This is a genomic window from Cellvibrio polysaccharolyticus, assembly GCF_015182315.1.
Lineage (GTDB): Bacteria > Pseudomonadota > Gammaproteobacteria > Pseudomonadales > Cellvibrionaceae > Cellvibrio > Cellvibrio polysaccharolyticus.
This window is the reverse complement of the sequence record NZ_PRDL01000001.1, coordinates 2,815,594-2,829,406: the sequence shown is the minus strand read 5'-3', so window position 1 is coordinate 2,829,406 and position 13,813 is coordinate 2,815,594. Positions and strand designations below refer to the sequence as shown.

The following is a 13,813-nucleotide window of genomic DNA, read 5'->3' as shown; positions in this document are numbered from 1 at the left end:
GACTATCAGTCATGATGTTATCGGATGTATCTATCAAACGACCGGTGTTCGCGTCGGTACTCTCTTTGCTGCTGATCGCCTTTGGCGTCATCGCCTTTGATCATCTCACGCTGCGTGAATACCCGGATATCGACCCGCCGGTGGTTTCTATTCGCACAGTTTATCCCGGGGCTGCGGCCAGCATTGTTGAAACAAGAATTACCAAAGTTCTGGAAGACCGCATCTCCGGTATCGAAGGCATTCGCTTTATTGAATCAGCCAGTGAAAACGGCGCATCGAATATCACCGTGACCTTTGAAGTCGGGCAGGACATGGATTCTGCGGCCAATGATATTCGCGACCGCGTAGCTCGCGCTGCGCGTAACTTGCCGGTAGAAGCCGACCCGCCAGAAGTGCAAAAAATCAGTTCCGACGAAGATGTGATTATCTGGTTTAACTTTACCGGCGAAAACATGACCATGCCGGAACTTTCAGATTACGCTCAGCGTTATCTGGTTGATCGCTTCTCGGTCATTGACGGCGTTGCCCGGGTACAAATTGGTGGCGAGCAGCGCTACGCCATGCGTATCTGGCTGGACAGTCAGGCAATGGCCGCACGAGGCTTGACCGTAAACGATGTCGAGGCGGCTTTACGTGCAGAAAACGTCGAGTTGCCCGCAGGCAGTATTGAATCGGATGATCGGCATTTCACCGTGCGTATGGCGAGGAGTTATCGCACCGCCGATGAATTTGGCCGGATGGTTCTCACCCAGGGCACCGATGGCCACCTGGTGCGTATTGGCGATATTGCCCGTGTAGAAAAAGGCACGGTGGAAGACCGCAACCTGTTTCGCGGTAATGGCATTACGCAAATTGGTATCGGTATTGTTAAACAGTCTACCGCCAACACCACCGATGTAGCACGTGGCGCAAAACTTGAGCGCGATCTGGTTAATGAGACCCTGCCGGATGGAATGCGGTTGGAAGCCAGTTTTGACAGCTCGGTGTTTATCGAGCGGGCGGTAGAAGAAGTTTACACAACGTTATTTCTGGCGATTGTGATGGTGGTGCTGGTTATCTATTTGTTCCTCGGCAGCGCCAAAGCTATGTTGATTCCCGCCATTGCCGTGCCGGTTTCTATTGTGGCAACGTTCATTGTGTTGGCGCTGCTTGGCTTCTCGGTCAATATGTTGACCTTGCTGGCACTGATTCTGGCGATTGGCCTGGTGGTGGATGACGCAATTGTGGTGTTGGAAAACATCGTGCGGCACATTCAGGAAAAAGGCAAAACACCCTTGATGGCTGCTTACGATGGCACTCGTGAAGTGGGATTTGCGGTAGTAGCAACCACGCTGGTGTTGATCTCGATTTTTGTGCCTATCGTATTTTTAAAAGGGGACATTGGCCGGTTGTTTTCCGAGTTCGCCATAACCATGGCGGCAGCGGTCGCTTTCTCTTCGTTAATCGCACTGACATTGTCGCCGATGTTGACTTCCCGCATTCTGAAAAAGGATGAAAAGAAAGGGCGGATGCTGATCTATGTTGAAAAAAGCATCGTCTGTTTGCGCTTTTACTACATGAAAGCGCTGGTCAAATGTCTTGCGCATACGCGTATTGTGGCGGGGTTTTTTATTCTGCTGCTGGCCGGCACGGTCGGCCTGGTACAACTCATTCCCTCTGAATACGCGCCGCGTGAAGACCGCGGTACCTTCAACGTAATCGTCAATGGCCCCGAAGGTGCCAGTTATTCCTACATGGTGGAATACATGGACGAGATTGAAAAACGGTTGATGGAGTTTGTGGATGCGGGCGAAATTACCCGTTTGATGATTCGTGCTCCGCGCGGCTGGGGCGGCGTGGTGAACTTCAACACCGGTGCGGTAACCGCGGTAATGGCAGAGTGGGATGAGCGTCGTAGCGGTTTTGAAATTATGGATGACGTTCGCGATCGACTGTCCGACTTGCCCGGCGTGACGACAGCAACGGTGATGCGTCAGGGCTTCGGTTCCGGTTCATCCAAGCCGGTACAGTTTGTACTGGGCGGCGGTACTTACCAGGAACTGGCAGAATGGCGCGATATTATGTTGGAAAAAATCGCCGACAATAATCCCGGCCTGATTGCCATCGATTGGGACTACAAGGAAACGCGTCCGCAAATTGAAGTGTTGATTGACTCACATCGTGCTGCGGATCTCGGGGTTAGCGTAAACAATATCGGGCGTACTCTGGAAACCATGCTCGGGTCGCGTCGTGTCACTACCTTTATTGATGATGGTGAAGAATATGATGTGATGTTGCAAGGCGAGCGGGACGATCAACGCACCACCGCCAGCCTGGAGAATATGTACGTTCGCTCTGACCGCTCCGGAGAAATGATTCCGCTGGCCAGTGTGGTGCGTTTGCAGGAGCTGGCCGATGCCAGCCGACTCAATCGCTACAACCGCATCCGCTCACTGACTATTGAAGCCAACCTTGATCCAAAATTATCGCTGGGCGAGGCGCTTGATTACCTCAACGGTCTGGTGGCAGAACATTTGCCGGCTACCGCGGTGGTCGATTACAAAGGCATGTCGCGTGATTTCCAACAGGCGGGCAGCTCGGTTATTTTCATGTTTGTGCTGGGGATTGTTATTACCTTCCTGGTATTGGCGGCACAATTCGAAAGCTGGGTGCACCCCTTTGTGATCATGGTGACCGTTCCGCTGGCTGTTGCCGGCGGTATGCTGGGGCTGTATTTAACCGGGTTGACGTTTAATATTTACTCGCAGATCGGGTTGATTATGCTAGTGGGGCTTGCCGCAAAAAATGGTATTTTGATTGTCGAATTTGTCAATCAGTTACGGGATCGCGGCGTAGCTTTTGATGAGGCTTTGATGCAAGCCGCTGAAATTCGCCTGCGTCCTATTTTGATGACCGGTTTGACAACGGTGGCTGGTGCGATTCCTTTGGTCATTTCCAGTGGCGCTGGCGCAGAAACGCGGCTGGTGATCGGTGTGGTGGTTATGTTTGGTGTTGTGGCAGCGACTGCTTTTACACTTTTCATGGTGCCGGTGGCGTACAGTTTGATTGCCAGAAAAACCGGTTCGCCGGGTGATGTGGCCAGGCAGCTGGAGGCCGATCAAAAAGCCTATGAAGCCGCTGCCAAACCGCAAAGCGGTGTTTGACAACAAAACCGGATATCGTGAGAGATATCCGGTTTTGTTTTATAGTTACTGCATCAAAAAATAGTCATAAAAACAGAGTGAGAGAAACGATGTCTTTTAAAAAAAATCTGCTGTCTTTAGGTTTGTGTTTATCCTTATCCGCAGTCGCGCTGGCTGAATCGCCATCCGTCGTCTGGTCGGTTGACGCGCTGAATAATATCGGCGGCCATGAAACCAATGCCCTGGGTAATCCTCGCGTCGTAGAAACGCCTTACGGTAAAGCGGTAGCGTTTGATGGTGACGGTGATCGACTGCTGGTTAATAACAACCCGTTGGTCGGTGCCAGTGAATTTACCGTAGAAATTATTTTTCGTCCTAACGATGTCTTCCCGAATAACTGGGAGCCGCGTTTTTTGCACATTGAAGCGCCGGACAATACCGACCGCCGGCTGACCATTGAGTTGCGTTTGAACGACAAACAGCAATGGTATCTCGACAGCTACATCAAGTCGGAAAAATCCCAAGCGGTGTTGATTGACGAAACGCTGGTGCACCCGGTAAATGAATGGGCGCACGCTGCCGTTACCTACAAAGATCGCCAATTTACTGCCTACGTTAACGGCAAAAAAGAGCTGTCAGCAGAGGTGGAGTACTTGCCTATTGCCGATCATGCGGCAACCTCTCTCGGGGCGCGGATGAATCAGGTGCACTGGTTTAACGGGGATATTTTGCAGGTGCGTGTAACGCCGAAATCGCTGGCGCCCGCTGAGTTTTTAACCGTAGACAAGCTGGAAAAATAATTATTGGTATCGGGTATTTTCCGATACCTGCAATAAAAAAGCGGGAGCCGGTACAGCGATTCACTGTACCGGCTCCCGCTTTTTCAGTGTCAGCCTAACTGAATTTTATTGCGGATAAAGCTCACGATTTCGTCAGTGGCTACTTCCTGCTTCTCTGCGTCACGACGACCTTTGTATTCCAGTGCGCCAGCTTCCAGACCGCGATCACCTACTACGATACGGTGCGGAATACCCATCAGTTCGGTGTTAGCCAAAGATACGCCCAGGCGCGCTTTCTCGTCATCCATGTACAGCACATCAAAACCGGCTTGCTTCAACTCGGCGTAGAGCTGCTCGCATTTTTCTACGACCGCCGGTGATTTGCCGGGGTTGATCGGAATCAGCGCAATATGGAAAGGCGCGATGGCATCCGGCCAGATAATGCCATTTTCATCGTAGTTTTGCTCAATAGCAGCGGCGACCACACGGGTCATACCAATACCGTAGCAACCCATGATCATGGTTTGTTCCTTGCCGTTTTCATCCAGCACCCGCGCTTTCAACGCTTCGGAATACTTGGTGCCTAACTGGAAGATATGACCCACTTCAATACCCCGTTTGATATCCAGAGTACCTTTGCCATCCGGAGACGGATCACCGGCCACAATATTGCGGATATCAGCTGCTTCAACCAGCGGCAGGTCGCGCTCCCAGTTTACGCCGGTCAGGTGATAACCGTCTTTGTTGGCGCCGCAGGCAAAGTCGGCGCTGTGCAGGGCAGCGTGGTCTGCAATGACACGGATGCCGAGGTTAACCGGACCAATAGAACCTGGCGCAACGCCCAGTTCGGCTTTGATACGCTCTTCCGGTGCGAAGGTTAAGGGTGTGGCAATGCCAGCCAGTTTTTCTACCTTGATGTCATTCAGCTCATGATCACCGCGCAGTACCAGTGCTACCAGCGGTTGTGGTTTGCCTTCTTCGGCAGTACCCAATACCACGAGGGTTTTCAGCAGGCCCGATGCGGCGATTTGCAAGAACTTGCTGACGTCTTCAATGCTGTGTTGGCCTGGTGTTGAGACTTCTTCCAGCGCGCGGGTTGCGGCGGGCCGGGGCGTAGACGGCGCAATCGCTTCGGCTTTTTCGATATTCGCTGCGTAATCGCTGCCATTACTGAAAGCAATGGCATCTTCACCGCTGGAGGCCAGTACGTGGAATTCGTGGGAGAAGGCGCCGCCAATAGAGCCTGTGTCTGCCAGTACCGGGCGGAATTCAACACCGATGCGGGTAAAAATATTGCAGTAGGCACGATGAAGAATATCGTAAGTCTGCTGCAGGGATTCCTGGGAGATATGGAAAGAGTAGGCATCTTTCATGATGAACTCGCGTGAACGCATAACGCCGAAGCGCGGGCGAATTTCATCGCGGAATTTGGTTTGAATTTGATAAAAAGTTGCCGGCAATTGCTTGTAGCTGTTCAGCTCATTGCGGATCAGGTCGGTGATCACTTCTTCGTGCGTAGGGCCGAGACAAAAAGCGCGGTCATGGCGGTCATTCATGCGCAGCAGCTCGGGGCCATATTGTTCCCAACGGCCGGATTCCACCCACAGCTCTGCTGGCTGCACAACCGGCATCAATACTTCCTGCGCACCGGATTTATCCATTTCTTCACGCACAATGCGCTCTACCTTACGCAACACACGCAAACCCAGTGGCAGCCAGGTATAAAGGCCGGAGGCCAGCTTGCGAATCATGCCGGCACGCAGCATAAGCTGATGGCTGATCACCTCCGCATCGGCGGGGGTTTCTTTTAGTGTGGCAATCAAAAATTGTGTGGCGCGCATAAAAAGGCTTCTTGTTAATGGTGATAGCGGGCTCCCGACATCCGGTCGGGAACATTTTCAGGTTTGCTGTTTCAAAACTGCCTGTGAGCAGAAACCTGTGCAATGGCAAATCGCGTATTCTACGGTGGTTGTCAAAGCGGGTACAGAACCTGGTACCCGGTAATTGCTGCCCGGCGGCAATTACCGGCCAATTATTTATTTTTAACCGCGGCTTTAACGGTAATCGGTAACCCGACCAGGTATTTGATGGTAGAACAGGATATGCTGTTTATCATAACCTGGCCCCCATAAATTGACTAAAAAGGAACCTGTTATGTTTGAATTACACCCCCGATTGGCTCAGGATTCTGTCATCGTCGGGCAATTTGAATTGTCCCTGCTGCTGTTAAGCAAAGATGCCAACTATCCCTGGTGCATTCTGGTACCGCAGCGGGAAGATATTTTTGAGATTCATCACCTGGATAACCAGGAGCAACAACAGTTAATCAGAGAATCTTCCCGGCTTTCAGAGGTGATGACCAGCCTGTTTGATGCGCACAAGATGAACATCGCCGCGCTGGGCAATGTGGTGCGTCAGCTGCACATTCATCATGTGGCGCGCTTCGTTGATGATGCTGCCTGGCCGCAACCGATATGGGGCAAGGTGCCACAAAAGGACTATCAGCCGGAAGCGTTTGAAGACCGCATCAGCCGTTTGCAAAATGCGCTGGTGGGAGAAGATTTCACCGTCGCGAAATAGAAAACCATAAAAAAACCCCGAATAATCGGGGTTTTTGCTATCTGAAGCAGGCTTGATGGATTACAGAGCGAATTCTTTCAGTTTTTTCAGCGGACGCACTTTAACGGAAGTAGACGCCGGCTTGGCTTTGAAAGTGACTTCTTCGCCGGTGAACGGGTTAATGCCTTTACGGGCTTTGGTCGCCGGCTTTTTAACGGTAGTAATTTTCAGCAGGCCTGGCAGAACAAATTCACCCACACCCTTTTTCTTGATGTGACCTTCAATGATGTTGCTCAGTTCGTCCAGTACAGACTGAACCTGCTTTCTGCTCAGCTCGGTAGACTCGACGATCTGATTCAGAATCTGGGTTTTGTTCTGACGCTCGGCAATTGGCTTGACTACGGCAGGCTTGGCGGCGGCCGCTGGTGCTTTTCTGGCTGCTGCAGGTTTAGCGGCAGCCGGTTTGGCCGCTGCAGTTTTTGTTGCCGCGGTTTTTGCAGCAGTCGCTCTGGCTGCCGGGGCTTTTTTGGCTGCCGGCGCGGCGGCTTCTTTCACAGTTTTTGCGGCTGGTTTTTTAACGGCCATTTTTGAATTCCTTTGAGTGAGTCAGCGCAGGCAGATCGGCGTGAGGATCGTACCAGAGCAGGGATAGTAGATTGTCTGACCTGTGTTACAAGCGTTTTTGAATCGTTGATTCGCTAAAACCCCTGTTTTTACAGGCTTAAATCGCCCGACACATAGGTTGACGCTATATATATAGGATAAAAATGCAATCAGCAACAGAAAAGTCGTTCTGCCCGATCAAAAAGCCGCTTTTTTAGCGGTTTTTTTGATGCCTTTCTCCTGAGGCCGTTACGGTTATTCCCGTGTTCAATTTCTGTTAAACCAAAGGCTATAAAGAAAGGGTTTGCAGGTCGGCAATGTTTACTGCCTGGCGCCAGGCTTCTTCAAAATGGGCTTGCAACTGTTGGGCGGTAACCCGGCATTGGAGATTACAGTGACCGTTTCCCTGGTCTTCCTGGCTGAACAATAACGACTTGTCGAGATCGCCGGAAAGGAAAAAAGGAAAGTCTCCTGCCGGAGCGATAATTTGTCGAATGGAAATTTTTGAGGGCAGGCGGCGGATCAGCGGCATGATTTTATGGTGGTGCCTGATCAAATACACCGGATCATGGATAAGAATGCGTAAATGGCTGTTGGGGTTTTGACGCACAAACGCCGAAAGTGCGGCGCAGATGCTGTCATCGTCGTAGAGGTTGGGGTGCAGGTTTTCCGAAAGAATATGCAGGTAGCGGCGGCTTTGTTGAATAATGTTGATAAGGTGCGCCCGGGCATCGGCAAGGTCGGTAACCGCATGGCGGTTGTGTTGCTGGTTTTCGAGAGATGCGTCGTTATTCATGCTTGCAGACTCCCTTGAAAAGGTCGTGTCGGGGCGCCGATTTTTTATTGGTTCAGGTGACTTGTGGCGATTGGACAAGCTGACGGATTACTGCAAAAAAATCCATCGCCGGGTTCGCAGTATTTGCTTGCTGGTCGTCAATTGCCGCCTGTTTATGGCAACAACCCCTGTAGCCGCAGCACGACGACAGGGGTTGTTTTGGCCAGCCGATGAATAACCGGCTTTTTATTCGTCCAGCAGTAGCGTGTCCTGATTTACCAGCGCGCTGATAACGGCAATATGCTCGTCATCATCCAGCCAGGGCTCAAGGCCCTGCCAGTCTATTTCTTCGCACTCACATAAATAACGGGCAAAACCGGCGCTGGCTGGAAATTGTGCGCCGTCTGCGAATAACAGGGCGCGGTCATTTTCCAGCGCGTACCAGGCAAATCGTGCCGCCGGGTGGCGCCATAATAACAACCCGTCCTGCATCGCCGGGATCCATTCTTCGCTCTCGATCGGCTCCTGTGCTTCTTCGTCGAGATATTTGCGCTCGCTCATGTAGCGGCCAAACCAGCTGGCGATACGTTCGTCGGTCAATTGCTCGGTGAGGAGTTTTCGGATTTGCGCGATGGCTGCCGGTGCAATAGTGCCCGGGTTGTCTTGTAATTGCAGATCCGGGTCCGAGAAGCGTTGATCGTTACTGAGACGATCGGCTACATCCTGTCCCAGTTCACTGAGAATGTCAGCGTGAGAGGGGGCCCGAAAACCGATGGAGTAGGTAATCGATTCACCTTCGGCAATTCCCCAATGGGCAAGCCCTGGCGGTACGTAAAGCATATCGCCAGGTTCCAGCACCCACTCGTCGGTTTGCTCGAATTGCTCAAGAATATTCAGCGCAATACCCGGAACACGCGGTGATTCACTGTCGCACATCTGGCCAAGACGCCAGCGGCGTTGACCGGCTCCCTGCAACAGAAATACATCGTAATAATCAAAATGAGGGCCCACGCTGCCCTGGTCCGGCGCGTAGCTGATCATGATGTCATCAAGGCGCCAGTTGGGAATAAACCGGAAGTGTTGCAAGAGTTCGTTGACTTCCGGCACCCATTGATCGACCGCTTGCACCAGCAAGCTCCAATGGCTTTCTGGCAGTTTCCCAAAGGTGTCTTCATCGAAAGGGCCGTTTTGTAATTCCCAAGGGGTTTTCCCCTTTTCCAGCACCAGTCGCGATTCAACTTCTTCTTCCAGCGATAATCCCGCCAGTTCGTCCCCGTCCAGCGGTGATTCGAAACCGGGGAAAGCCTGACGAATAAGCAGTGGTTTTTTTTGCCAGTATTCTTTTAAAAATACTTCAACACTGATGTCGCCGAGATGAGTAAGTGGCGTTGCCATGAGCGAAATCCTGAGTTGGTGAAGCGTTAATGGGCGCAGATGACGGGGCTGTCGCTATATCAATGAAAACAACAAAGCCAAAAACCTCGCTAGCTGCGGTAAACGGTTGTTGCAATAATTTTTAGAGGCCAGCGGATGATGTCTTATCTGCCGGTGCGTTTGGAAAGAGCGGAGAGCGCTGAACATTCCCGGCTTGTTTGCCGTTATTTTTCAGCGCTTCCTTAACGGATGTTTAATCTTTAACAGGTTTAAGCCGCACGATTAAATAGCGTTGGCCTGGTCGATGGCATTGCCGATATAGTTGGCTGGCGTCAATTCGCGGATGGATTGCTTGGCGTGTTCCGGAATATCCAATGTTTCAACAAAGGTTGCCAGCACGTCGCGGGTAATTGCCTGGCCGCGTGTCAGCGCTTTCAGCTTTTCGTAGGGTTCAGCTACGTTGTAGCGACGCATAATGGTTTGAATTGGCTCGGCTAATACTTCCCAGCTGTTGTCCAGGTCTTCCGCAAGACGGGCGCGGTTAATTTCCAGCTTGCTAATGCCTTTCAGGGTAGAGCCGTAAGCGATCAGACTGTAGCCAAAACCAACACCCATGTTACGCAACACGGTAGAGTCGGTCAGGTCGCGCTGCCAGCGGGAGATCGGCAGTTTTTGCGCCAGATGGGTGAAAATGGCGTTGGCAATACCGAGGTTGCCTTCGGAGTTTTCAAAATCAATCGGGTTAACCTTGTGCGGCATGGTGGATGAGCCCACTTCGCCAGCGATGGTTTTTTGCTTGAAATAACCGAGAGAAATGTAACCCCACACATCGCGATCAAAGTCGATCAAAATAGTATTGAAACGGGCGATGGCATCAAAGAGTTCGGCGATGTAATCGTGCGGTTCAATCTGGGTGGTGTAGGGGTTCCAGGTGAGGCCCAACGAGGTGACAAATACTTCAGCGTTGGCTTGCCAATCTACATCCGGATACGCAGAAATATGAGCGTTATAGTTGCCTACTGCGCCGTTAATTTTACCCAGTAATTCAACCTGTTTAACCTGAGCCACCTGACGGCGCAAGCGCGCGGCAACGTTGGCCATTTCCTTGCCCACCGTGGTAGGCGATGCGGTTTGGCCGTGAGTGCGCGACAACATCGGGTCAGCGGCGTAAGCATGTGCAAGGCCGGCGATAGCATTCACGATGGTTTCAGCATCGGCCAGAAAAACATCGCGACCGGCTTTCAGCATCAGCGCGTGGGAAAGGTTGTTAATGTCTTCGCTGGTGCAGGCAAAATGGACAAATTCCAGTACCGCTTCCAGCTCGGCATTACCGGCAAATTGATTTTTCAAAAAATATTCCACGGCTTTTACGTCGTGGTTGGTGGTGCGCTCGATGTCTTTGATTTGCTGGGCATCGGCTTCGCTGAAATTGGTGACGATAGCGTCCAGTTGCTGGTTGGTAGCATCGCTAAACGCAGGCACTTCCGGAACACCCTGATGGCGGCTCAACTGTTGCAACCAGCGTACTTCAACCTCAACCCGGCTACGGATCAGACCGAACTCACTGAATATGCCCCGCAATGCCAGGGTTTTGCTGCCATAGCGGCCATCGACGGGAGAAACGGCGTTCAGAGCCGTGAGTTGGGAAAAGGCGTTATCCATGGGGCTGTCTCTTGCTGGGTCGGGTTAATCTGAAAAGCCGCTATGATACCCAAAAGCGCTTTTTTTTTCAGGTCTTTAACCCGTCTTGCCTCATCCCCGGGGCAGCGAGGGCCAGATAACCAAAACGGCGCCGGCGAGAATCAGTAACAAGCCGGCCTTATCCCGTCGCGATACCTGTTCTTTCAACCAATGGCGGGAGAGAAACAGCGTAAATAGCACCTCGATTTGCCCGAGGGTTTTCACCAGTGCTACGTCTTCGAGATTAACCGCGGTAAACCAGCAAAGGGAGGCAATAGAGCTTGTCAGGCTGATACGAAAAACCAGGGAGGGGCGCTGTAATAATTTTTGCAGGGTAGCGCGGTCGCGCCATACCAGCCAGGAAACCAGCAATATCACCTGAATGCTGATGCTCCACACTAACGCCCAGGCGGCGCTGTGCATAAAGGGCAGGGGCAATTGGTGGCAGGCATCTCTTACCCACAGTGTGGTTAACGCAAAACAAAGGCCGCTGCCCAATCCCAATAACAGGGTAGTGATGTCCAGTGTGCCGGGCTGGCTTTTACCTTTCATTAACCAGATCGCAAGTGAACCGGCTGCTATGCCCAGCCAGCCAACCGGGCCCAATATCACGCCAAAAAAGACTACGCCCAGCATTGCGGCCAGTAGAGCTTCGCTTTTGGCCAAGCCGACACCGGCCGCATAGCTGCGCCGCTGGAACAGCATAACCATCAGGGTGGTAGCAATAATTTGTGACACAGCAGCAGCGCTGATGCTGGCGATAAAGCGAGTGGTGAAGGTCGGTAGTTGAGCAGGAAGGATAAGATGAAGTACAGCCAGATACAGTAACGCCAGTGGCAATGCCCAGATAAAACGGGCGAGGGTAACGCCGATGGCATTAACCTCTACACTCAGTTGTTTTTGCTGGGCATTGCGTAGCGCCTGAGTGAAGGCGGCCATCAGCGTAAAGGGAATCCACAGCATAATCAGTCCGGGATTGAACGAAGCAAATGTTCAACGCTGCCGAGAATTTTCTTTCTGCCTAATAACAGTTGCCAACGATTGCCACCCACCTGGCGCCATAAAATAGCGGAGCGTATGCCCGCAAATAACAGCGCGCGAACCTGATGGGCAATACGCTGTTGCTGCAAATAGTTGTAATCACCACTGACCTGAATGCGAAAGCGAAAGGTGCTGATGGTGTCGGTATACAAGCCGCCGATATTGGCGATCACATTGTCATGGGTACTGGAAAAATGCTCGGCTTGATGCGCCGCCTGTTGCAGGCGGGTGCCCACTTCTTTCAACATGGCTTTATCAGCGGATAGCTTTTTTTGTAAATGCAGAACGCCAAGGCTGTAACGCAAGGCATCGGCATGTGCTGCCTGGCCGTTCTGTAATACGTCGCGCAACCACTCCAGCCCTTGGCGCAAATTGGCAACAGAGCCGCCATAAACGTCGAGGGTATTGTCAGGATTCATCACCAGCAGGCTTTCTATGCTGGTGCGATAAGCGTCGGTTGGTACATAGCCGGTTTTTGCCAGCTGCTCAACCAGTCCGGTCGCCTGAAAAAGTCCTGCCAGTGCGATACTGATGTTTTCCCACTTGTTCACAAATAATGGCCTTTCGATCGAATTACAAAATGGTGGCCCGAAGACCGGATGATTGAAGTGTTATGCCGGATCACCGGTATTATCGGTCATTTCAATCACCGCACCGCCCAGACAGATGTCATCCTGGTAGAAAACTACCGATTGGCCGGGGGTGATAGCGCGTTGCGGTTCATCAAATATCACCACCAGTTTGCCATCGTCTGCCAGATTGACTTCACAGGCCTGATCCGCCTGACGGTAGCGAACTTTGGCGCTGCAGCGAAACGTCCCGGTTGGCGCGGTGTTAATCCAGTGCACCTGTCCTGCATACAAACGATTGTGGTAAAGCGACGGATGATCTGTTCCCTGGGCAACTACCAGTACATTGCGCGCCAGATCTTTTTCTACAACAAACCAGGGCGCTTCACCTGCACCTTTTACCCCGCCGATTCCCAACCCCTGGCGCTGGCCAATGGTGTGGTACATCAACCCCGCGTGCTCGCCAATAACCACCCCTTCGGTGGTCTCAATAACGCCGGGTTGTGCCGGCAAATACTGCTGTAAAAAATCCTTGAAGCGGCGCTCACCAATAAAGCAAATACCGGTGCTGTCTTTCTTGTTGTGTGTGACCAGTTGGTGCTGCTCGGCGATACGGCGAACCTCCGGTTTTTCCAGTTCGCCCACCGGGAACAGCGAACGGGCAAATTCTGCTTCGCCCACCGCATGCAAAAAGTAGCTTTGATCCTTGTTGTCATCCAGGCCTTTAAGCAGCAGGGTATGACCGTCACGGTCAGCCCGGCGAACATAATGGCCGGTGGCAATCAGATCGCCGCCCAGCCGCCGGGCGTATTCGAGAAACACTTTAAACTTGATTTCACGGTTACAGAGGATATCCGGGTTGGGTGTTCGGCCGGCTTTGTACTCTTCGAGAAAGTGTTCAAATACGTTATCCCAATATTCGGCCGCAAAGTTGGCGGTGTGCAGGGTAATACCCAGACGCTCGCACACCCGTTCGGCGTCGGCCAGGTCTGCCATGGCGGTGCAATATTCGGTGCCGTCATCCTCGTCCCAGTTTTTCATGAACAAGCCTTCCACCTGGTAGCCCTGCTGTTGCAACAACAAGGCAGAAACCGATGAATCAACACCGCCGGACATACCGACAATGACTTTGATGGAGGAGGGATTGGGCGTAGTAGCGGGTGAAGACATCAGGAGGTACCGACAGGTAAAAACGGTCATTTTAACCGGCATGGGGCTTTAATCCCAGTTCGGGGCAGGTGTTTTGACGATAAAGGCAAAGTAAGTTGCAAGTAGCTCTTTTGCGGCGCAAGTGTAAAGAATTTGACAGCG

Annotated in this window: 11 protein-coding genes; 3 read left to right on the top strand and 8 right to left on the bottom strand. The window is 52.0% G+C overall.

From position 1 onward, the window contains the following. Positions 1 to 11: 11 nt before the first annotated feature. Positions 12 to 3,143 carry an efflux RND transporter permease subunit gene (locus C4F51_RS12110; RefSeq protein ID WP_193910140.1) on the top strand — a complete coding sequence of 1,044 codons (3,132 nt, stop codon included), beginning with the start codon at positions 12 to 14 and terminating at the stop codon, positions 3,141 to 3,143. A gap of 89 nt (positions 3,144 to 3,232) precedes the next feature. Next, on the top strand, positions 3,233 to 3,922 hold the full coding sequence (locus C4F51_RS12105; RefSeq protein WP_193910138.1) for a LamG domain-containing protein: 690 nt from the start codon (positions 3,233 to 3,235) through the stop codon (positions 3,920 to 3,922). Positions 3,923 to 4,011: 89 nt separating this feature from the next. On the opposite strand, the gene C4F51_RS12100 is transcribed toward C4F51_RS12105, so the two are convergent. After that, positions 4,012 to 5,742, bottom strand: coding sequence for a proline--tRNA ligase (locus C4F51_RS12100; protein WP_193910136.1), 1,731 nt, complete (start codon positions 5,740 to 5,742; stop codon positions 4,012 to 4,014). Between the two features lie 313 nt (positions 5,743 to 6,055). Between C4F51_RS12100 and C4F51_RS12095 the strand changes: the two genes are divergently transcribed. Continuing rightward, the gene (locus tag C4F51_RS12095; protein WP_193910134.1) at positions 6,056 to 6,481 is read left to right on the top strand and encodes an HIT domain-containing protein; all 426 of its coding nucleotides are present in this window, start codon (positions 6,056 to 6,058) and stop codon (positions 6,479 to 6,481) included. A gap of 60 nt (positions 6,482 to 6,541) precedes the next feature. Here C4F51_RS12095 and C4F51_RS12090 read toward each other — a convergent pair whose 3' ends face one another. From C4F51_RS12090 to mnmA, 7 genes are all read right to left on the bottom strand, one after another. After that, complete coding sequence (locus C4F51_RS12090) at positions 6,542 to 7,045, bottom strand: HU family DNA-binding protein (RefSeq protein ID WP_193910132.1); 504 nt, start codon at positions 7,043 to 7,045, stop codon at positions 6,542 to 6,544. 307 nt (positions 7,046 to 7,352) lie between these two features. Next, a complete protein-coding gene (locus C4F51_RS12085; RefSeq protein WP_193910130.1) occupies positions 7,353 to 7,859 on the bottom strand; it encodes a DUF7931 domain-containing protein in 507 nt (168 codons plus the stop codon). 225 nt (positions 7,860 to 8,084) lie between these two features. Next, positions 8,085 to 9,233, bottom strand: a complete 1,149-nt coding sequence (locus tag C4F51_RS12080; RefSeq protein ID WP_193910128.1) for a ribosomal protein uL16 3-hydroxylase — start codon at positions 9,231 to 9,233, stop codon at positions 8,085 to 8,087. Positions 9,234 to 9,494: 261 nt separating this feature from the next. Beyond that, positions 9,495 to 10,874: an adenylosuccinate lyase gene (gene purB, locus C4F51_RS12075; protein ID WP_193910126.1), complete on the bottom strand. Its 1,380-nt coding sequence runs from the start codon at positions 10,872 to 10,874 to the stop codon at positions 9,495 to 9,497. Positions 10,875 to 10,964: 90 nt separating this feature from the next. Further along, positions 10,965 to 11,855: a DMT family transporter gene (locus C4F51_RS12070; protein WP_193910125.1), complete on the bottom strand. Its 891-nt coding sequence runs from the start codon at positions 11,853 to 11,855 to the stop codon at positions 10,965 to 10,967. A 2-nt stretch (positions 11,856 to 11,857) separates the two neighbouring features. Next, entirely contained in the window at positions 11,858 to 12,484 is a 627-nt protein-coding gene (hflD, locus tag C4F51_RS12065) for a high frequency lysogenization protein HflD (RefSeq protein WP_193910123.1), read from the bottom strand. A 60-nt stretch (positions 12,485 to 12,544) separates the two neighbouring features. Continuing rightward, a complete protein-coding gene (mnmA, locus tag C4F51_RS12060; RefSeq protein WP_193910121.1) occupies positions 12,545 to 13,672 on the bottom strand; it encodes a tRNA 2-thiouridine(34) synthase MnmA in 1,128 nt (375 codons plus the stop codon). Positions 13,673 to 13,813 lie beyond the last annotated feature (141 nt).

What these genes read in the sequence shown, in the direction of transcription:
- purB (WP_193910126.1), bottom strand. Translation starts at nt 10,874, where the DNA reads ATGGATAACGCCTTTTCCCAACTCACGGCTCTGAACGCCGTTTCTCCC.
- mnmA (WP_193910121.1), bottom strand. Translation starts at nt 13,672, where the DNA reads ATGTCTTCACCCGCTACTACGCCCAATCCCTCCTCCATCAAAGTCATT.
- C4F51_RS12110 (WP_193910140.1), top strand. Translation starts at nt 12, where the DNA reads ATGATGTTATCGGATGTATCTATCAAACGACCGGTGTTCGCGTCGGTA.
- C4F51_RS12090 (WP_193910132.1), bottom strand. Translation starts at nt 7,045, where the DNA reads ATGGCCGTTAAAAAACCAGCCGCAAAAACTGTGAAAGAAGCCGCCGCG.
- C4F51_RS12080 (WP_193910128.1), bottom strand. Translation starts at nt 9,233, where the DNA reads ATGGCAACGCCACTTACTCATCTCGGCGACATCAGTGTTGAAGTATTT.
- C4F51_RS12095 (WP_193910134.1), top strand. Translation starts at nt 6,056, where the DNA reads ATGTTTGAATTACACCCCCGATTGGCTCAGGATTCTGTCATCGTCGGG.
- C4F51_RS12085 (WP_193910130.1), bottom strand. Translation starts at nt 7,859, where the DNA reads ATGAATAACGACGCATCTCTCGAAAACCAGCAACACAACCGCCATGCG.
- C4F51_RS12105 (WP_193910138.1), top strand. Translation starts at nt 3,233, where the DNA reads ATGTCTTTTAAAAAAAATCTGCTGTCTTTAGGTTTGTGTTTATCCTTA.
- C4F51_RS12100 (WP_193910136.1), bottom strand. Translation starts at nt 5,742, where the DNA reads ATGCGCGCCACACAATTTTTGATTGCCACACTAAAAGAAACCCCCGCC.
- C4F51_RS12070 (WP_193910125.1), bottom strand. Translation starts at nt 11,855, where the DNA reads ATGCTGTGGATTCCCTTTACGCTGATGGCCGCCTTCACTCAGGCGCTA.